The sequence below is a fragment of the Candidatus Kryptoniota bacterium genome (assembly GCA_036567965.1).
Classification (GTDB): Bacteria; Bacteroidota; Ignavibacteria; order Kryptoniales; family JAKASW01; genus JAKASW01.
Genome location: DATCTN010000018.1, coordinates 67,179 through 87,719 on the forward strand (window position 1 = coordinate 67,179; position 20,541 = coordinate 87,719).

The window sequence follows — 20,541 nt, forward strand, 5'->3', positions numbered from 1 at the left end:
ATCAGCCTCTTCTTTGACCTAATTTAAGTTTTCGATCACCGATTTCAAAACCATCGCGCCGCTTGCGCTTCCCAATATCTGTTCGCTGGCCCGCTCAGGATGAGGCATCATTCCCAAAACATTTCTTCTATTGTTCACGATCCCGGCGATATTCATGATCGACCCGTTCGGATTTGATTCAGGGGTGATTCTGCCGTCGGACGTGGAATATCTGAAAACTATCCGGTCTTCATCCTCGAGACTCTTGAGAGTCGATTCGTCCGCATAATAGTTTCCATCACCATGCGCGATCGGCACTTTTAATATTTGTCCCGGTTTCAGTTGCGAGCTGAAAGGTGTATTCGTCGTCTCTGTCCGCAAATAGACCTGCTTACACACGAATTTCAGCTCTGCGTTCCTGAGGAGCGCTCCCGGGAGCAATCCCGCCTCCACAAGTACCTGGAAGCCGTTACATATTCCGAGGACAAGTCCGCCCCGTTCAGCGAATTTCACAACCTCATTCATGATGGGAGAGAACCTCGCGATTGCTCCCGACCTCAGGTAGTCACCGTAAGAGAAGCCGCCGGGAAGGACCACCAATTCCGATCCGTTGAGATTTGTATCTTTGTGCCAGAGAAATGCTACATCCTGGTGCATCACGTCTGCGAAAGCGTTGTATGCGTCTCTGTCACAATTGGATCCTGGAAATACCACGACGCCTATTTTATGTGACATCAGGCGCCGACCTTCTCGCGTGTTGAAGCAGACTTCACGCTCGAGAAATGCTGGAGGAGATTTCCTTTCTCGTCAAACATATCGAGCTCATAATCTTCGGTTACAGGATTTGCCAGGAGTTTCCTGCAGGCGGCCTGCATCGATCCGAGCGCGCGTTCTGTGTCAGTCTCGTCGACCGAGATTTCGATCGTTCTTCCGGTTCTCACGGAGCCCAGCTTTCCAAAACCAAGATTATGGAGACTGCTCTCAATCGCTTTCCCCTGCGGGTCAAGTATCTTTTTCTTCAGGTTGACTTTGACGACGGCCTTGAACATTTCAAATCCCCTTAGATGTCGAAGCTGCTGAATTCCACGTCTTCTTCTTCCTCGCGGCCCTTTCTCGAGTGGACAAGCGATTTGATGTGCTCAATTATCCACCTCACTATACCTCCGAGGATATAAAGAAGGAATAGCCAGAACAATGCTTTGCCGATTGTAACCACGATGAGTGTCAATGAGACGATAAAAACTGAGGCCTTCAATGGATGAGCGCGAATTCCCCTTCTGCTCAGCTTCGGCATCGTATCGTATCTAACCGTACTTACCATAAGGAGAGAGAGACTTACCGCAAGCACAATCAGAAAAGGTGCCGCGTCAGCAGTCAGCGACTTCAAGTTTCTGTCAAGAAAAAGAAGCACAAAGGAGCTCACCGTAATCGCTGCCGATGGAATCGGAAGTCCTTTGAAGTAATCTTTGTCAAAACCGACGAGCTGGACGTTGAACCTCGCGAGCCGCAATCCTCCAAAGACCATGAGCATGGCGCTGGAGAGTGTGCCCAGCGGGCCCATTGCTCTTAAGCCCAGCATGTAAATCAAGAACGAAGGCGCCACACCGAACGAGACAAGGTCGGAAAGTGAGTCCAGTTCCACACCGAACTCGCTCGAGCTTCTCGTCAAGCGCGCCATGACTCCATCAAGACTGTCAAATATTGCCGCTAAAATTATAAGCCATGCCGCAGAAACGAAATCCCTGTCCGTGGTCGAGAGGATCGATAGGAAACCGGAAAACATGTTGAGGATCGTGAAGAAATTCGGGATGACCGCACGCGAGATGCGTATGTTGTATCTTCTTTGTTTACTCATTGCGCAAAAATCCCAGTACAGTCTTGCCTGAAAAAGTCTTATCGTTCATCTTGACAGTCACTTCACTATTCATCGGTAACAAAACATCCACCCTTGATCCGAACTTGATCATACCAAACCGGTCTCCGGCATTCACTACCTGACCGTTCGTCAATTCGCACACAATTCTTCGCGCGACAAAACCCGCTATCTGCTTGAACAGAAGCCGCTGGCCTTTATCTTCGATGCCGATCAGCATGCGCTCATTTCGACTGCTCGATTTCTCGTCGAACGCTACAAGATAATCACCTTTAACGTATTTCAGAAATTCCACAGTCCCCTTCATGGGGATCCTGTTCACGTGAACATTCAGGGGTGACATGAATATGCTGATCATTCTCGCATTTGACTTGAGGTACTCGTCTTCTCTAACGTCGCCTACAAAAACGATTTTGCCGTCCGCTGGCGAAATGACGGCGTCTTCCCTTTCTGAAGCCGGTGTTCTGTCCGGGTCACGAAAGAAATAAAGAGTAAAGGCGGTCGCGATAAGAGCTATGAAGTCGAGAATTATCCTGACGACAGGTCCTTCCGTTAGGAATGACCCCACGACCAGTGCTACGCTGACGATGACAACAACTGCGATCACATCGGATCCGTAACGCGCCAATCTGGGGAACATTAGATATCAAGCCTTGCGTGAGGCAGAGGGAAGGATGCGGTCGTACACCAGTTGATATTGCTTAGACGCCTCCCGCGAATCTCGCGCCGAGAAAACGGAAATCTCTTCGCCGGTAGGATTGTCGATGGCAGTCATGTTTTCCGGCGAGATCTCGTCTCCAAGCATGACCACACCTTTATACTTTCCGAATTTCATGGAAATATCGACCAGGGTGAATCCACGCCGTTCGAGAAAACTCTTCATCACAGCGTCGATCTTGCTCGCCAGTCGGTTGATAGTCCGGAATTCTTCCGGCGTGAGAATCTGCAAGGCGTACAAATGAGTCTCGTTGACAAGAAAGTCACCGCTTTCATCTTTCAGGAGGTATTCATAGATGGGAAAATCAAGGGGGTGCTTCGCCTTGAAATGTTTGAATCTTTTTGCAAATGCCTGTGACACCAGATTCCGGACAGTGACTTCCACCGGAATTATGCTCAACCGTTTTATGAGAAGTTCATCAGCGGACTGGCTGAAGAAATGCGTAGGAATCTGGTAAGTTTCCAGATAAGCATAAATGAACGCCTGTAATTCTGCGGCGATCTTTGGTCTGTCTTTAATCTTGAAGACTTTTTTTCCGTCAACTGCCAAATCAGGACGAAATTCCGCCAAAAGTATGTCGTCTTGAGGAAGGGAGTAAAGAATTTTTGAACTCCCCTTGGAAAGGATGACACGTTTTTCCTTTTTTGCCAAAAACCCTCCGGTAAAATTCGTAAAATAATAACAAAAAGGGAGGCAAAAGTCAAGGTTCTAACTTATTGATTCTGCGAAAGTTACAATATTTTTCGGGGTCTTTGAAAACACTAAAAATCTGGCGGGTGAAAATTAAGGGCAGTTGAACTTCGATCTTCAAAAAAATCAAAATTCTGGCACTCTAAGAGATTCCGGACGGCGAAAGAAATCTGAAGCCAGAGGGGTTCAGCTACTCGGCCAAGCAGCAGCATCCACCCACCAAATCAAATCACCGTGAGACGGCTTGATTCCCGCGGAGGGGCACAAATGATGATCAGTTGAAGGCGTCACCGCCGCTCGAAGTGCCTCCCGCTTGCCCGCACCGGCAACCAGGAAAAATATGTTTCGCGAAGAGTTGAGGGGAGGATAAGTAAGCGTAATTCGGGTCGGAGGCAGAGCTGTGGTGCTTACTGGGACGACCCATCGATCCGTTTCGTCAAGCGCGGGTGAATACGGAAATAGCGACGCGGTGTGACCTTCCTTCCCCATTCCAAGTAATGCAAGTGTGAACGTATTTTCGGTCCCCGGGAAAAACTCACGCACCTCGCGCTCGTATGCAACTGCGGCTTTCTCAGCGTCAGGAAAATTTGTGCGAATAGGATGAACATTTTCTCTCGGGATGGGTACGGCCTCTAACAAAGTTTCCCTGGCCATCCGAAAATTACTTTGCAGGTCATCTTGAGAGATATAACGTTCATCTCCGAAAAAAATATGTATTCGGTCCCAGGGTATAACATCGCGTCTTGTCGTAGAAAGAAACTTATAAAGTGTTTTGGGCGTGCTCCCACCTGAAAGGGCAAGCGAGAAGACGCCCTCCTTCGAAACGACTTCATGGATTATCTCGACAATACGATCCGCGGCGGCGGCGCTGAGATCTTCCAGGTTCCGGAATGATTTTATTTCGCCGTTCAGACCGTGCACCACTTACCTCCCCCAAGGAGGCGCTCCGCCACTTCGGGTCCCCAAGTGCCTGATGCATATTTGTTGACCTCGAACTTGTTGCCGAGGAGTGGGGTATAGATTTCCCAGGACGCCTCGACCTCGTCGGCGCGGACAAAGAGCGTCTGGTCTCCTTTGAGAATGTCCTGCAGGAGGGTTTCGTACGCGTCGGGAAGTTTCCCGAAAATGTCGGCGTACTGGAAATGAAGTCTCTGTGTCGAAAGCCTGAACGGATCGCCCGGTTCCTTCACCTTGAATAGGAGATCGAATCCTTCGTTTGGCTGGAGCGTCATGACTAACTCGTTTGCCTTGATATCCTGGATTGAGAATTGTCTGAAGATTGAAACGGGGGGGCGTCTGAAAGTGATCGCCACTTCCGTGACTCCTTTAAACAGTCGTTTACCTGTACGAAGTATGAACGGAACGCCTTGCCATCTCCAGTTCGAGATGTTCACCTTCAGCGCCACGAATGTTTCAGTTCGCGATTCTCCGGATATGCCCTCTTCCTCAGAATAACCGACGACCTCTTTTCCATCGACTGCACCTCGCGAATATTGTCCATAGATGACGTCATCGTTTGAAATCGGGGACACGGATCGGAGGACTTTTACTTTCTCGTGTCTGACAGCTTCAGCCTCGAAAGCCGTGGGAACTTCCATCGCAACGAGAGTCATGATTTGTGTCAGGTGATTTTGAATCATGTCGCGGAGCGCGCCGACTTTGTCGTAGTATCCCGCCCGGTGTCCCAGACCGACAGTCTCGGCCACTGTGATTTCCACTCTCTCGATCCTATCTCTATTCCAGAGCGATTCAAACATCGCGTTGCTGAATCTGAACGCAAGTAGATTCTGCACGGTTTCTTTTCCGAGGTAGTGATCGATCCTGTAGATTTGCGACTCGTTGAAATAACTGTGGACAAGCTGGTTCAGCTCGCGGGCAGTTTTCAGATCCTGACCAAATGGTTTCTCCACGACCATTTTGACGTCACCTGCGCTCTTGTTCAGGCCGACCTCGCCTATATTTCTTATGGCAACGGGAAAAACCGAGGGTGGCACAGCCAGGTAAAAGACTCTATTGCCGGGGAGATTCATCTGTTTCTCGAGCTCCTGCACTCGATCAGCAAGTCCTTTGTACTCTTCAAGGCTTCCACCACCGACGGAGTGATAGTGCATCCAGCTGAAATCGTCTCCCAGCGTATTCAAGTTCACCCCTTCGTCCTCGAGGGAGCGGGCGACGAAATCGCGGTAGGTCGCATCATTGTGTTTCCTTCCTGTCCCCGCCCCGATGAGATAGAATTCGGAGAGATTCTTTTCGCGCAATCTACAAATAGCCGGGAGGAGTTTTCGTCGCGCTAGATCGCCCGTCCCTCCAACAATTACAAGCAAATACGGGGGTACTTTTTTGCCGTTCATTTTATGTCCTCATTAATTGCCGCCCGACGATTCAAGTTCAGATCCTTCACCTTTCAAAGTCCCGTAAGCGTATCATGATAACAATTTGAACATCCCTCACGTTCCTCTCGTGCTCGAAATGGATTTGTCAAACGACTTCCACACAAAAATCTTTCTCCTCCCATTTACCTGGTTCCGTCCAAAAGAACGTGAAGAAGATCTTCGTTCCCTTCTTGAGTCTGGAGATATCCAGGTCGACTGTGAAAAGTCCTACACCTGAATCCGTGGTCGATGAATCGATTACTTTCTTCCACTTGTCGGGACTCCAACGAACCATTGCGGGCGCAAGCACTTCTATTCTGAGCTTTAAGCCGGCAGCGATAGATTTGATCTTATGATTGAATCGCCATGAGCCGAAAGCTGCGGGGTGATTCTCTTCCACATATCGTTTGAAAGTCTGAGGAGGCATATCAAATACTGTCCCTTCTTCCAGGGAGCGTACAAGTTTAAGGTATTCAGCGTGCGCCCACACAAGCGGCATTGCCGAGCCTGAAGGCTTCCCGAAAAAGAGTTCCTTATCCGGAATGTCGGCGGAGTCCCAAATCTGTTCAGGCGGCATCCCACCGTCGCCGGCGAATGATCCCATCGCAGCAAGCAATTTCCTGGCGCCCGATATCCTTCCCGCTGCGAGTTCGTAATGAGCCCGCTCGCCCGTAAGGAGCGGCCAGGCCCTGCCGATTCCGGTTCCGTCGAACGGACTGCCATCCTCGTGTTCGCCATATCCATCATCGTTATACCTATGCCAGCAAGGGCCCCTCGGAGTTTCCACACGGAGGGTGTAGTCTATCGCCTTTACAGTATCGACCAGACGCGGGTCACGCGCACTCCTAAGTCCCATACGCACAAGTGCGAGAGCATCGGGACTGATAACGTGCGCGGCATCTACGTTGGCTTCAGACGGAGGGCGATTCTTGATCGGGACGAAGCCGTCCTTTGGCGAACCCGCATCGGCAACATCGGCAGGCGCGACGCGTACATAATACCCATCGACCTCCAAACGCTTTGCGAAATCAGTATTGGAAACGTATATCCATTTTTCTATGTTCGAGTTCCAGGTGCCTGCTGTTTCCAGCAAGTATCGCGCCAGTCTCACATCTTTGAACCTGCGGGAATGTTCAGCTGCAACGACGAGTGCCGCAATCTCGGCGGCTAGAGTAAACGGCGTGTAACCCGGATCTTCTTCCCAACGATCCTCCTGGCTCACAGGTCCGTTTCTGAGGATGAACCCGGCCGCCTTCTTCATCATCGGCCAGAATCTCCGGAGGTCTGAAAGAGAGATCGCATTCTTCCGGAAGGCGAGGTCGACGAGAAGAATCGGAAGCGCCGACTCGTCCATCTGAACTCCGTCCCAGTACTTTCTTCCATCAGTCCACATATTCTGCGGCCAGTGTCCATCGTCTTCCTGAGTGGCCTCAAGATATTTCAGCGCGGTTCTGACTTCGTAGTTTGCGTTGATCGCGAGGAATCCACCTGCCGCCTCCGCCATATCGCGCGGCCAGATAAGATGGTAGCCTCCGAGGTCGTCATCACCTTTCGATGATCCCCACGGTACTGACAGGCTCGCGATTATGCCGCCGGAAATTGAATAGCCTGAATGCGACTTCAGAACGGATTTGCTTACAGCGTGAAGATCATTTTTCTTTTTTGGACACCAGGTATCTTTGGTCCAATCGCTCCAGAATTTCAGGTAATCCTTAAGGAGACTTTCGAAGTCCTCGAACAGCGAAACCGAAGCCTGATGTGCCGCTTCTTCGGGAGTCTTTCCGAACCCGAGGGCCAGAACAAATTCACCTCCCGACGAATCAATATCTATCTCGGCGACAAGCGCCACATTTCCGTTCTCCGCGCGATCGTAACAAGTGGTCAGCTTAGCGTTCGCCCGAAGGTCCAGCCACCCGTCAGAGAAGCCGACGAATCCCGCCGAGATATCATTCAGGGAGACCGAGGCAAGGAGTGAAAGCGCGGACTCGTCCCGGGACGCCATTAGTGCGGGGCGACCTTTGTAGTCGCCTCTCCACGCCGTGTTCCCTCCGCCTCTGTTTGAAATGTGCGGTGCAAGCAGGACGTAAACGTGGTAGTTCGATCTTGGTTCTTTCGCGACGCTGAACTTTATGTGCTGAAGTACGACGGCGCGATGAGGATCAGTTATGATTTTCTTTTGAATAACAAATCTGCCCGAAAGACACGTGTTCGTGAGCTGGTACGCCGGGAAACTGCCGGAGATCGACTCGACTCTGTGTTCCGTATTTCTCTTTTCTTCTGAAAAAAATCCGTCATCGCAAGTGACTATCAGCTCCATGTCACGAATCATGGCGACATCCAAACGAGGATAGTATACTTCGTTGAGAATGCCGTGGGATATCGTGAACCACACCGGGCTCAGACCGGCATGTGCGGTTCCGACACCGTTTTTCGCGCTTGAAGTCCATCTCCCCTCAATCCCTGGCCATCCCGGCGCGTTTTCTAATCTGACCAATACAATCCCATATCTTATCCTGAAACAATTTATCTAAACCGAGTCAAAATCGACAAGGTATTTTAGATTAAAAATGATTCATGACGATATCCGTCCCACTTGAATTGATTGATTTTAAAGCAGAGCTGTACGATCCCGAAAATGGGAATGGAAAGGATCTAATGTCTCTTTAAGATCGGCACCATAAGGATGCCAGCCGCGAATCCTCCGACATGTGCCCACCACGCGATTCCGCCCGAAGTATCGAGTCCCCACGATTGAAGTCCGCTCACGAACTGTAACACAAACCATATTCCGATAAAGATAACCGCATACATTTCGATTATATCGAAGAAAAAGAAAATGAAAATGAATGTAACTACTTTTGCTTTCGGAAACATGACAAGATAAGCGCCGAGAACTCCGGAGATCGCCCCGCTGGCCCCGATCGTCGGCGCGGAAGACGAAGAGGACACAAATGCCTGTAGTGCCGACGCGGCAAGCCCGCTCAAGATGTAGAAGACGAAATAATTGCCATGGCCTAGCTTATCCTCGACATTGTCCCCGAATATAAATAGGAACCACATATTCCCGATTATGTGCATCCATCCACTGTGGAGGAACATGGACGAAAAGAAGGGGAAGTACCTCATAAAAATGTGAGTGTGGCTGCCTGCCAACTCAAAGAATCTTGCCGGTACAAGTCCGTATTTTAAGAAGAAGACATCAAGCTTGGGTCCGAGCGAAAGCTCGTAAAAGAACACTGCGACGTTCGCGGCAATCAGAAGATAATTGACAATCGGAAATGTACGTGAAGGGTTCCTGTCCTTCAGAGGAAGCATTTAGATCTCTTCGGACTTGTAGAGCCTGTTCAGTACGGTTGCTGGATGCACGACCTTCAGCGGGAGGCCGCGCTGTTTGATCCCGGCATCGATTTGTGCAAGACACCCCGGATTTCCCGTTATCACGATTTCGGCACCGCTGGCAATAATATTTTCCATTTTCCGCTCGAGAAGTTTTGCCGCGTCTTCATACCGAACAATATTATAGATTCCCGCGCTTCCGCAACACCATGTGGACTCGTTCAGCTCGCAAATATTTGTCCCGGCCAGCTGGCTCACGATCGCGTTCGGTTCCTTGCTGACCTTCTGGGAATGCACGAGATGACAGGCTTCATGATACACAGTCTTCTTTCCGATGGCCCGTTGGGGTATCTCGTAACCCGTCTTGAAAAGGAATTCTGAGAAGTCAAGAACTTTAGAACTGAATCGCGCGGCCTTCTGTGAGAATTCCGGATCATCCGATAAGAGCGAGGCGTATCCCTTCATGAAGGCACCGCAGCCGGCGGAATTGATCACGTAATACAACGCCCCGGTCTCTTCAAACACCTTTATGTTTTCCCTCGCAAGCCGCTTCGGCAATTCTGAATCGCCGTAGTGGCCGCTGAGCGAGCCGCAGCAAACCTGCTTCCGCGGTATTACGACTTTCCAGTTGTTCCTGACCAGAACCTCCACCGTATCTACGTTGATGTCTGAATAGAAGACATCCATGACGCAACCGGTCAGAACAGCGACTGTTCCCCTGGAATTGCCCTGAGACTCGATAGTCTCGGGTAATGTAGCCCTGGCACTTCTCCTTGAAATGCGCGGCATCAGAAGGGCACGAGCGTAAAGATTGCTTGACAATTTTCGAAGCAGAACAAGGACACCTTTTTCAATTCCGGATATTTGATACACTCTAAGCAGTCCGGCGACAAACTTGAGTACGGGGCGCTTAGAGACGATGTACCGGAGAATGAACTTTTTAAGAGTGAGGGGCCTGTTTTCATCTACGAGGACCCGGGCGGACTCGACCAGTTCACCGTATTTGACTCCCGCGGGACACGCTGTTTCACATGCCTGACAGTCCAGACAGAAATTCATTTCCTCGGCAAACTCGTGCGACACCGGGAGAGCCCCCTCCATCACGCTTTTCATGAGCCTGATCCTCCCCCGCGGCGAACTCTTCTCCATTCCCGTGAGCGCATAGGTCGGGCAAACCGGAAGACACAATCCGCAATGCATGCACTGTGTAAGAAGATCGTCCGGAATGCGCGGCGTCAAAAATACGCCTCCGAAGGATTGTCCATGTTTCGGGTTGCCTTTTCGATTTGCTCGCGACTCCTTGGTAGCGCACCTTCACAGCGAGGTTCAACCGAGATGATCTTTCCGGGATTGAGAATCAGATTCGGATCGAGCATTCTCTTTGTGGTCTTCAGCAACTCTATGTACGGCGAATCGTACAACTCCTCGAGAAACGCCTTCTTGGCGAGACCGACGCCGTGTTCACCGGTGATCGTGCCGCCGAGCTCAACAGCCTTAGCAAATAGTTTCCTGAAAACTTCTTTTACCTTTTCTATTTCCTTTTTGTCTCTCTCGTCTGTCAACCCCGTCGGATGGAGGTTCCCATCGCCGGCGTGCCCGAAAGTCCCGATTTGCACGGCATGCTTCTTTGCGGTCTCATTTATGAAGTCCACCATAACCGGCACTTCGCTTCGCGGCACCGTTACATCTTCGAGAATAGTAGTCGGACGGATTCTCGCGAGTGCCGCAAAAGCCGACTTTCGCGCGGCCTTTAGCCGTGCCGCCTCCGCATTGTCCGTGGCAGCTCTTACCGTTACCGCTCCCGCACTTTTACAAATCTGAGCGATCGCGGATGCGTCCTCATCAACAACTGCGCGAGGCCCATCCACCTCGATCAAGAGCACAGCTCCCGAGTTCTTGTCCATGCCGAGGTGGGAGAAATCTTCAACAGCGCGGATCGTTGGGTTATCGAGAAATTCCAACATCGCGGGCATGATCCTCGCAGATATGATCGCCGATACTGTCTCGGCCGCTCGCCCGATCGAATCGTAAAATGCCAGGAATGTCTTGCTCGCCGAAGGTATCGGTATAAGCTTCAGAAGAATTTTCGTGAACACACAAAGTGTCCCCTCAGATCCGACCAAGACGTCTTTCAAGTTATACCCCGCGACGTCCTTGGTATTCTTCCCGCCTATATGCATGACGTCGCCGTTCGGCATCACCGCCTCGAAGCCGAGCACATAGTTCTTCGTGACGCCATATTTGAGACCTCTCAACCCGCCGGCGTTTTCCGCCACATTTCCTCCGATAGTGCAGATCTGAGAACTTCCGGGATCGGGTGGATAGAAGAATTTCATCGATTCAACCTGCGATTGGAATCTTCCCGTAATCACACCGGGTTCAACCCAGGCGGTGAGATTGTCGGGATCGATTTGAATAATCTTGTCCCATTTGTTCATAAGGATAATAACAGAGTTCTCGGAAGGTATGGAGCCGCCGCTCAAACCGGTACCCGATCCTCGCGGAATAACGGCGAACCTTTCTTCGTTCGCGAGCTTCATCAACCGGCTCAACTGTTCCACATTAGTCGGGATCAGTATTGCATCGGGAAGCGCCCCGAGCAGTGCAGTTCCATCATATGAGTATGCAATTCTGTGTTCCGGGGAATCGAGAAAGTTCGACTCGCCGAAGATCTCTTTCAATTTTTTCTTTAATGCTTCAGTAATCATTTTCTATTCCCTGCTGAAATTTAATTACAACAGGCTCACAGTTCACAAAAGAAAAGTGCAATCTCATATTGATTGGCGATGATATTGCGCGCGCCCGAAGACATTTCGTCCGATTTTCTGCAAATGCGACATTCCGCGATAGACAGCGAGAGTTTTGCCCGTCGACACCGGATGCTTACATTACCAGCAAATGAGAATTGCTGTAACAGGCTCGACGGGATTCATTGGGAAAGGACTAGTGAAGCGCCTGTCCGAAAGTGGTCACGAGATAATTGCGCTTACCAGGAACACAAATCGCGCGATGAAAGTCTTAGGTGCAAGAGTTCGATGCGCAGAATTCCCCGGAGACAATCCGGAGAGAGCTGCCGCCGTGCTCGAAGGCATCGACACGATTGTGAACCTGGCAGGCGAAAACATCGGCTCCTTTCTCTGGACTAAACGTAAGAGAGGAAAGATAATTGATAGCCGCGTTCGCATCGGTCGGTTTATCACTGAGATTATTCGGATCATGAGGAATCCGCCTGAGGTTCTTGTCCAGGCCTCCGCGGTCGGTTACTACGGATCAAGAGGCGATTCGATTCTCACCGAGACTTCAGACAAGGGATCGGGATTTCTTCCAAAGGTCGTAACGGAGTGGGAAGGTTCAGTTGCCGAAGTTGAGTCGCTCGGTGTCAGGACTGTTATCATGAGGAGCGGTGTGGTGATTTCTCCGGATGGCGGAGCATTCCCGAAATTGTCTCTACCTTACAGGCTGGGCGTCGGTACGCTCCTTGGTTCGGGAATCCAATGGCTGCCCTGGATTTATTTTGAAGATGAAATCCGTGCCGTCATTTTCCTCCTGTTGACAAAGAAGTGTTCGGGGACATACAATCTTGTCGCGCCGAACCCCGAACGGATGAGTGAGATCTGCAGAAGGCTCGGCCCGACGCGTCTGTCAATTCCACCGGCGATTCTCCGGTTTGTACTTGGAGACATGGGTAACGAGACAATTCTCACTAGTCAGCGTGTCCTTCCTGAAAGACTGACTGCGGAGGGATTCGTTTTTCAGTTCCCGAGGATAGCTGACATTCCAGCCATGGTTTTTAATAGGAAAACGGATTCACCCCCCCTCCAATAATACACCCGTTGCCTTTCAAACCCGGCAAATGCAGTTGAACGGGACGGTATTCGTGAGTTATTTTGTGATCGAGTCCTGAAGCGGGATCGGGCTTCCTCATAGATGAGAGTTGCTTCCTTTGTACTCGTGGGCTGCGTGTAATATATCGAGAAAGGGTCGTTATGCGTGAAAGGATTTCTGTATCCGTCGGAGCTGTTCAAAGAACATTACTTCTTCCATTGTGGGGGCGAGCCGTGGAGACACGCAGTCCTCACCCTCTTCTCATCGACAAGACGGCAGAGGTAATCGTTGAGAATATCGACTACGATTTTGTGCAGCAAGCCAGGAATCTCAGGAACACGACGAGAAACGCATGGATCATCCGCGCTATATATATGGATTCCGTTATACGAGATTTCCTCTTGAGCCATCCTTACGCGACTGTTGTGAATCTCGGGTGCGGACTGGATACTACCTTCGAACGAGTGGACAACGGAAAGATCATGTGGTACGATCTCGACTTGCCTGACGTGATCGAATTACGACGAAAATTTATACCGGAATCCGAACGACGAATTTTCATCCCTTCGTCATTACTGGAAGAATCATGGCTGAACTGTCTGGTTGTCCGGGACAATATCATATTCATGGCTGCCGGCGTCTTTTATTATCTCGACGGAGAGGATGTCAGAAAGTTTTTCAGGACCTTAGCGGCCCGTTTCCCAGGAGGCGAAATCGTTTTCGACATTTCGTCTACGTTCGGCATGAAGCTCGCCAACAAGGTCGTGATACGCGACAGCGGGCTGGATGAAGGGTCCTTTCTCAGGTGGGGTATCGACGACCTGGATGAAATTCGGCTGTGGCACGAGGGATTAGAAATCGTGGAGTCATTTCCTCTATTTAAAGGAAGGAAGAGACTGTTGGAATTTCCTGACAAAATCGGGGCTTTGTTTTCAGACCTGCTCAAAGTGCAGTCGTTGATCCATATCAAATTCGGTGCGCAAGAGTAGTAGTAAAGTGCTAAATTTGTTTCCGGGATGCCCGAACGGTGTACGACATTCCTAATAAGTCATATTATGAAAGTGCGGAAAAAGGACAGGAGAGCTTAGCTCGTGAAAAGACTTCATTACATCCAGCATGTTCCTTATGAAAGCCCCGGCAGCATTCTAGATTGGGCTCACCAAAAAAAGATCGGTGTGAGTTCCACGAGGATGTATGACAACGAAAACTTCCCCGATATCGAAAGCGTTGATTGCCTCGTAGTTATGGGAGGCCCCATGAGAGCAAACGACGACAAGATTTATCCGTGGCTCAGGAACGAAAAAGGTTTCATCGAGAAAGCGATCAGGTCGGACAAGATTGTTCTCGGTATCTGTCTCGGTTCGCAGATAGTTGCAAATGTCCTGGGAAGCAAGATCAACAAGAACAAAGAAAAGGAGATTGGTTGGTTCCCGGTCCGGCTGGCGGCTGAAAGAGGCGAACTCGGCCCGCTCAGCTTCCTGCCCGATAGCTTCACGCCATTCCACTGGCACAGCGAAATATTTGACATACCGAAGGAAGCGAAAAAAGTCGCGAGTTCAGACGGCTGCGATAACCAAGCCTTCCTCTACGGCAATAAGGTTATCGGCCTCCAGTTTCACCTCGAAGCCACTGACGATTCGTTGGCCGAAATGGTAAAGAACGGCGGAAAGGAACTTGTGCCCGGCCGGTTCGTCCAGGACAAGGATACTATCGTTCGGACCGCGCAGTACATCGCGACGAACAACGCCTACCTGTCGAAATTGATGGACAGACTTGCTGAGTTCTGATTTTTTATATCCAGTAAGTCATCAGGCCGGTTCATAATTAACCGGAACTTTTAAGGTGCATTAGGGCAAAGGAGTCACTCAACATCAATCAAAAAAAATCTTGGGAGGCAAACATGAATCGCGTTATCACTTTGGCAGCAGCACTGTTTTTCGTGACAGTAACGGCTTGGGCACAGGAGGAGCAGGATGCGGAAGGATCTCACGATCACCCGCTGTTCTCCAGGTTGTCCGGATTCTACATCACAGCTTACGATCAGAAAGAGTTCGACAGTTTCGTTTCGCCATACATTCCCGAAGACCAGGGTCCATGGGAGGGAAAGCTGACTCAGATCAACTACAATGTTAAGACGGGGGCGAAGAGAGCGAGTACAATCCAGATCGAGAGGAATTACGAAAACGCAGTCAAGAAGATCGGCGGGAAAGTCCTTTTTCACGATGACCGAATCCTCTGCGCGAAGATCGAGGCAAACGGCGCCATCACGTATGTGCAGGTCGAGGGATTCAATGATGGGATAAATTACCAGCTGACTATTGTAGAATCGAAAGCGATGGAGCAGGAAGTGGTTGCCGATGCTGCGGCTTTAAGTGAGAGCATCGCGTCAACAGGCAAAGCAGCAATCTACGGGATTTACTTCGACACTGGAAAATCGGAGATCAAGCCGGAGTCGAAACCTGCCATCGAGCAGATCACCAAGCTGATGAAAGACAATATGGCCCTATCGCTGTATGTTGTCGGTCATACTGATAATGTCGGCACGCTTGAGTCGAATTTAAAATTATCATCCGACCGGGCCGACGCCGTAGTGAAAGCATTGATTGCCCAGGGCGTCGAATCGTCAAGGCTGAAGGCTGCGGGAGTGGGACCATATTCACCTGTTGCTTCTAACTCTACTGAAGACGGGAAAGCCAGAAACCGAAGGGTTGAACTCGTCTCCCAAAAGTGATTTAGCTGCCGCTTGATAGAGATACTTGCACTCTAATTCACCCGACCGCGTTCAGGTGATGATAGTGCCTTCATCTTATTCAATTGCACGAATATATTGTTCAATAGGTTTCAGATAGAGAAGGCATCTCATGAGAATGAAACATTGGGCAGTACTGGTCCTATCAGTGACGGCGGGCATGTTAGTCGGTTATATCGACAGCAGGCCGACATGGGACGATACGGGAATAACAGTGGCAGCGATCATCGGGACAGGACTTATTATCGGATTCATAGAACGCAGGAGGTCCTGGCTTTGGGCCCTGTCGATTGCGTGCGGATTCAGTGTTTTTCAACTTAACTCAAACCACGTGTCAGTCACTTTGGCCGTACTTGCATTTTCATTATTAGGCACGTATCTCGGGGCATTGGTGAGAAGAGCGATTTCAATCACTTCTTCGGCAGGAGATAAGGGAGTCAGAGAAAAATGATAAGCAGGATCTGGCATGGTTACACGAACATGCAAAATGCTGATAAGTACGAGAGACTTTTGAAGGAAGAAATATTTGTGGGAATTGGAGACAGGAAGATCAACGGTTATCGTGGCATTCAGCTTTTGAAGCGACTAGTGGGCAGCGAAGCAGAGTTCATAACAATTATGTCGTTCGACAACATTAATGCAGTCAAGGAATTTTCAGGCGAGGACTATGAATCAGCGGTGGTTCCGGGGCGAAGGCAAAGGAGATACTCTCGCACTACGACAAAAGGTCACAGCACTACGAGGTCCTAGTGGGGGCGTGAGGCTGCGGCTCGTCGGAAGTATGTGATTTTGATCACCCGTTTCGTAAAAATTGCATCGAAACGCACCTGAAACGACGAGAATTTTTGAAAATGTGCATGACGTGAACACCTCACTGGGAAATGTTGTTATATTTTGGTGAGCGGGCTTGAGGGGAAGGCCAAGTAGAACGCTCACAAAAAAAACGGAAGGAGTTCAGGATGAACATCGCATTATTTGCGGCCAGCGGGAAAATTGGGTCGAAAATAATGAGCGAGGCGTTGCGCCGTGGTCACAAAGTAACGGCCATCGTCCGTAATCCCGCTAAGATTACCTCCTCAAAAGATAACCTTGTCATCAAACAAGGAAACGTCTTAAACGCGCAGGAGGTAGCATCGTTGGCTAGAGGGCATGATGCGGTCGTAAGTGCGTACGGACCTAATGGGAGAGCACAGGAGCTCGTGGACGTGGCTCATTCCCTTCTCGAAGGAGTGAAGATGTCCGGCGTAAAACGGCTTATCATGGTTGGTGGAGCTGGAAGCCTCGAAGTGTCTTCCGGCAAACAATTAATGGATACTCCTCAATTCCCGGCCGCCGCCAAACCTTATGCGGTTGCCCACCGCGACGCGATGGCCGTCTTCCGCATGGAGAGAGATCTGCAATGGACTTTCGTTAGTCCATCAGCACAGGTCGAACCAGGAGAGAAAAAGGGGAGTTATCGGACGAGTGACGACAGACTGCTCACAGACGAACAAGGCAAAAGCACAATCTCGACAGAAGACTATGCAGCTGCGCTCGTCGACGAGCTGGAGCACCCTCAACATATCAGAAGGCGCTTCACGGTCGGTTACTGAACCGGAACATCGTAAGTGCCGGCCGACGCGGAGGTCGGCCGGCACTTTTTTATTTTCTCACCACGGCAGACCCGCACCCAACTTACCACACTCTAACACTGACTGAACCATTCCCCGGGTTTTCAAATGGTCCGGGAGTCGGATTCGCCAGACTTCGATCATGCCCTGAGTAATCGTTCGAAATGCTTATCTGATTTCCATCTCGATCTTCGTAAGGTAAATCAGGTATCACCGCTTTGCCCAGAACCAGACTGGTTACCAGACGGTGTTCCCGCGTGACACTCCACGTCGTGTCGAATTTAAATTCGAGAAAATAACTTTTGTCCTCTTCGATCAACTTAATTGACGGATCGAAGTCGGGCATAATTATCGGATTCCTTTCCTGAACTGTGGGTTTCGCACCGTAGAGATAGACATTTCCATCCATCGGCATCTTTAATTGTGCGTTATCATAATTTTTCAGATCACAACGTTTCACAAAAATATTGTTGTAATATGTCTCATCACCGCACGGATTGTCGTGATAGCCCGCCACCTCAGTTGAGTGCGGCTTCAGGAAAGGTGTTTGGCGGCCATCGAAGTGAAAGATATCGAACGAACCTGCAAAAAGGTTATGCACATACGCGCCTCCCTGCGACCGGTCCATCAAAGATGAGGACGAAAGAAAGAGATTATTGTCGAAGAGGAACGGGCCGTGGTCCACTTCGACCAGCACATCGAAATCGTTGTCGTTAAGGAGATTGCCTGTCACGCGCGTGCCCTGAGCCATCCAATCGAGCCAGAGGCCGAGGCACGTCCGGTAAATATGATTATGCTTTATGACCACGTCGACGGCCGCATGAAACTTGATGCCCGCCATCTCCGCGCCCGAAAAGAGCTTCCGCACGTGAATGTCGTGTATGACGTTGTCCGTAACAGTGCTGAACACGGCACCAAGACTTCCCACAATTCCCGCCTGTTCACAATGAGAGATCGTGTTGTTCCGGACAATATGATGACCGATATTTTCTTTTGACCATCCGTTCGCGAGCGCGCGCTCGATAGTTTTTACATATCCTTCGGCAGTATTTTCAGATGTGTTATCCCACTGATCGCCGTACTTGCCCAATGCGATGCCGGAGCAGGTCGAATAACAAACGACATTGTTTTCTATTATCCATCCCTTGCTCCAACGAGTTCCGATCACACCGATTTGCTCGGCGGTAGGAGGTGCCCAGGGTGTAGCGGCGTCCTCCAACGTGAAGCCGCGTACCGTTATGTAGTTTATCCCGGTCTTGCCGGGATAAAACACAGTTCTTCTAACATTTATTTCTACGAGCTGATCATTCGGATCGACGCTTTTGAATTGAGCCCATATGGTCGTGCTCGCACTGTCAACTTTTGCGAACCACAGCGCATTCTCGCCCACGGGCTTCACTAGATCACTGAAAGTCGCTGCCTCTGTTAGCCAGTCGCCGTTCAGATATACCGCACCCGTGTGATGATCGCGTCCCATATTGTCAAACCAGTCGCCGTGGATTAGATCACTGTAGGGATTGAAGCTTCCGAAGAATGAATTGGGAATCGTGGTTTTCCAGACATCTCCTTGCATTTTCACCCAGTTCCTGGCGACTTCAGATCCTGTTATCACCACTTTGTCTCCAGAAGCGGCTTGGTACACGATCCGTATCGAATCGGAAATGCCTCCGCGGGGCGGATCTACGCGTTCCCTATAAACTCCTTCATGCACCGTGATCACGTCGCCGGGTTGTGCCACGTCGGCGGCTCCTTGGATGGTTCGCATTGGAGCCGAAAGAGTACCGGGATTGGAGTCACTCCCGTTTGTTCCAACGTGGATCTCTCTCGACTGAAGAGTTGCTGAAAAGATTGAGAAGGTCAGAAATATTGGGATCACATTTTTCATTTCCGTATCTCCGCTCGAGTTGTCTGTGCCATTTTAAATTTTGATGGACTATCAATATCCGTGATCAGCAATTTCAAAAACAATAAGAGCAATTGACCGGACGAAATCGGAAAGGACTCTGAAAGATAATCGAGAGATTCATCGATTCTCGCAGACCTTTCTCCGGCAGAATTTTAGGTTGTCTCGATTAGAATTACAATCCGCGTCCGGACCAATCAACGTTGACGTCAAGACTTATTGCGATTAAGGACGGCATTAACAGAGATAAAAGAAGCATTTGGTTTCGAAACAATCGCCGCGAAGGAGAAGCTCGAACACGCGACCAACAGACTGAAACAAAAAATCCCGCCACGCAACCATGTGGCGGGACTCCGATCAGGAGGAGACCGGTGGAGAGCTTATTTTATCAAAAGCATTTTCTTCGCTGCGACATTGGTCCCTGAAACAAGTCGGTAGAAGTAAAGACCGCTCGAAAACCTAGATGCATCGAAATTGACACTGTACGCGCCCGGCCCTTTTGTATCGTTCACCAGAGTTGCCACTTCTTGTCCGAGGGTGTTATAGATTTTCAAACTGACGTGACTGAGCGCTGCAACCTGATAGTTGATTTTCGTCGTCGGGTTGAACGGGTTCGGATAGTTCTGCGCAAGCGCAAAGTCGACAGGTTGTCCAACTGATTTGTTGACAGCTGTCTGAGTCTGGCCGACACGCGTCCAGGAAATCGAAATCACATGCACTGTACCGGATGTAGCGCCGGAGTCGACACCCACTGTCAATTGATGGCCCTCCTGGGTAGTCCAGACGAGCGAATAGCTAGTTGAACTATTTACCAGTGAACCGCCACTATAGATCTTAAAGGTAGTCACTTGATTGGAGCGAAGCGCCTGAAAAGTTCCGTTGGGCAGAGTCAGGGAGCCGTAGGCGTCATACGTGGATGACGTTGTGACCACCTGCATTATGCCGGGGGCGAGAACAACCGTATCCGGCGAGCCGACCGCGACCTCCCCCAAAGAGAGCGGCACATGGAAGGCAAATTTCATCTCGTGCTGAGACAGCGTGGAGTCAATAGCATGCCCGCCGGAAGATCCTGATAAATGTTCTACAAATCCGATCAAGTATAGTGAATCGTTCGAAAGCTCCAGGTATGCGTAGTATGAAAGAGTGACACCCGTGTCGGTCTCAGTGAATGTCTCGGCGTATGTGGCTCCCGGAAAATCGGAGGCAAACGGTGTGGAAGCGGGAGAAACGTTGTCCAGTATAGACGAGTCAAGGACGACAAAGGCGGGGATAGTCCAAGACTGAGCCGCAGAGGTGGATGGAGTTCCGACGTTCATTGTTTCCATGCTGTCGTGATTTGAGTACGTAAAATTCGTTGTTCCGGCCCCAAATAGATTCTGAAGATCCGATACTGTAATTGTGATTTGGGCAAATGCGGCTGATTGAAGAAGCGCAATAACGGTAACAATCATTAAGCCGTAGGTATAGTGTTTCATTGTATTCTCCG

20 protein-coding genes are annotated in these 20,541 nt (G+C 50.1%); 7 read left to right on the forward strand and 13 right to left on the reverse strand.

Annotated features, from left to right (window positions below; all coding sequences use genetic code 11):
* Positions 1–18: 18 nt before the first annotated feature.
* The 11 genes from purQ to VIS48_07465 form a co-directional block, all read right to left on the reverse strand.
* A complete protein-coding gene (gene purQ, locus VIS48_07415; GenBank protein ID HEY9165972.1) occupies positions 19–714 on the reverse strand; it encodes a phosphoribosylformylglycinamidine synthase subunit PurQ in 696 nt (231 codons plus the stop codon).
* Positions 714–1,028, reverse strand: a complete 315-nt coding sequence (gene purS, locus VIS48_07420; protein ID HEY9165973.1) for a phosphoribosylformylglycinamidine synthase subunit PurS — start codon at positions 1,026–1,028, stop codon at positions 714–716. Before purS ends, purQ begins: the two co-directional genes overlap by 1 nt.
* A gap of 11 nt (positions 1,029–1,039) precedes the next feature.
* Positions 1,040–1,834, reverse strand: coding sequence for a CDP-diacylglycerol--serine O-phosphatidyltransferase (pssA, locus tag VIS48_07425; GenBank protein HEY9165974.1), 795 nt, complete (start codon positions 1,832–1,834; stop codon positions 1,040–1,042).
* A complete protein-coding gene (locus VIS48_07430) occupies positions 1,827–2,492 on the reverse strand; it encodes a phosphatidylserine decarboxylase family protein (protein HEY9165975.1) in 666 nt (221 codons plus the stop codon). Before VIS48_07430 ends, pssA begins: the two co-directional genes overlap by 8 nt.
* Positions 2,493–2,498: 6 nt before the next feature.
* Positions 2,499–3,221, reverse strand: a complete 723-nt coding sequence (locus tag VIS48_07435) for a phosphoribosylaminoimidazolesuccinocarboxamide synthase (GenBank protein HEY9165976.1) — start codon at positions 3,219–3,221, stop codon at positions 2,499–2,501.
* Positions 3,222–3,446: 225 nt separating this feature from the next.
* Positions 3,447–4,181, reverse strand: coding sequence for a 6-phosphogluconolactonase (gene pgl / locus VIS48_07440; protein ID HEY9165977.1), 735 nt, complete (start codon positions 4,179–4,181; stop codon positions 3,447–3,449).
* Entirely contained in the window at positions 4,169–5,611 is a 1,443-nt protein-coding gene (gene zwf / locus VIS48_07445; protein ID HEY9165978.1) for a glucose-6-phosphate dehydrogenase, read from the reverse strand. The genes pgl and zwf overlap by 13 nt, the downstream gene beginning before the upstream one ends.
* A gap of 127 nt (positions 5,612–5,738) precedes the next feature.
* On the reverse strand, positions 5,739–8,126 hold the full coding sequence (locus VIS48_07450; protein HEY9165979.1) for a glycoside hydrolase family 15 protein: 2,388 nt from the start codon (positions 8,124–8,126) through the stop codon (positions 5,739–5,741).
* A 158-nt stretch (positions 8,127–8,284) separates the two neighbouring features.
* Entirely contained in the window at positions 8,285–8,947 is a 663-nt protein-coding gene (locus VIS48_07455) for a rhomboid family intramembrane serine protease (protein HEY9165980.1), read from the reverse strand.
* Entirely contained in the window at positions 8,948–10,207 is a 1,260-nt protein-coding gene (locus tag VIS48_07460) for a (Fe-S)-binding protein (GenBank protein HEY9165981.1), read from the reverse strand.
* Positions 10,204–11,676: an FAD-linked oxidase C-terminal domain-containing protein gene (locus VIS48_07465; protein ID HEY9165982.1), complete on the reverse strand. Its 1,473-nt coding sequence runs from the start codon at positions 11,674–11,676 to the stop codon at positions 10,204–10,206. The genes VIS48_07460 and VIS48_07465 overlap by 4 nt, the downstream gene beginning before the upstream one ends.
* A 190-nt stretch (positions 11,677–11,866) precedes the next feature.
* On the opposite strand from VIS48_07465, the gene VIS48_07470 reads away from it, so the two are divergent.
* The 7 genes from VIS48_07470 (at position 11,867) to VIS48_07500 (ending at position 17,134) form a co-directional block, all read left to right on the forward strand.
* Positions 11,867–12,793, forward strand: coding sequence for a TIGR01777 family oxidoreductase (locus VIS48_07470; protein HEY9165983.1), 927 nt, complete (start codon positions 11,867–11,869; stop codon positions 12,791–12,793).
* A 233-nt stretch (positions 12,794–13,026) separates the two neighbouring features.
* Positions 13,027–13,782, forward strand: a complete 756-nt coding sequence (locus tag VIS48_07475) for a class I SAM-dependent methyltransferase (protein ID HEY9165984.1) — start codon at positions 13,027–13,029, stop codon at positions 13,780–13,782.
* A gap of 102 nt (positions 13,783–13,884) precedes the next feature.
* Positions 13,885–14,580 (forward strand): type 1 glutamine amidotransferase, encoded by a 696-nt coding sequence (locus tag VIS48_07480; GenBank protein HEY9165985.1) that lies wholly within the window; start codon positions 13,885–13,887, stop codon positions 14,578–14,580.
* A 113-nt stretch (positions 14,581–14,693) separates the two neighbouring features.
* Positions 14,694–15,524, forward strand: coding sequence for an OmpA family protein (locus tag VIS48_07485; GenBank protein ID HEY9165986.1), 831 nt, complete (start codon positions 14,694–14,696; stop codon positions 15,522–15,524).
* A 130-nt stretch (positions 15,525–15,654) separates the two neighbouring features.
* Positions 15,655–15,993, forward strand: coding sequence for a hypothetical protein (locus VIS48_07490; GenBank protein HEY9165987.1), 339 nt, complete (start codon positions 15,655–15,657; stop codon positions 15,991–15,993).
* The gene (locus VIS48_07495) at positions 15,990–16,292 is read left to right on the forward strand and encodes an antibiotic biosynthesis monooxygenase (GenBank protein ID HEY9165988.1); all 303 of its coding nucleotides are present in this window, start codon (positions 15,990–15,992) and stop codon (positions 16,290–16,292) included. Before VIS48_07490 ends, VIS48_07495 begins: the two co-directional genes overlap by 4 nt.
* A 209-nt stretch (positions 16,293–16,501) precedes the next feature.
* Complete coding sequence (locus VIS48_07500; protein HEY9165989.1) at positions 16,502–17,134, forward strand: NAD(P)-dependent oxidoreductase; 633 nt, start codon at positions 16,502–16,504, stop codon at positions 17,132–17,134.
* An 82-nt stretch (positions 17,135–17,216) separates the two neighbouring features.
* Here VIS48_07500 and VIS48_07505 read toward each other — a convergent pair whose 3' ends face one another.
* Positions 17,217–19,037, reverse strand: coding sequence for a right-handed parallel beta-helix repeat-containing protein (locus VIS48_07505; protein HEY9165990.1), 1,821 nt, complete (start codon positions 19,035–19,037; stop codon positions 17,217–17,219).
* A gap of 398 nt (positions 19,038–19,435) precedes the next feature.
* Positions 19,436–20,530, reverse strand: a complete 1,095-nt coding sequence (locus tag VIS48_07510; protein ID HEY9165991.1) for a T9SS type A sorting domain-containing protein — start codon at positions 20,528–20,530, stop codon at positions 19,436–19,438.
* Between the last annotated feature and the right edge of the window lie 11 nt (positions 20,531–20,541).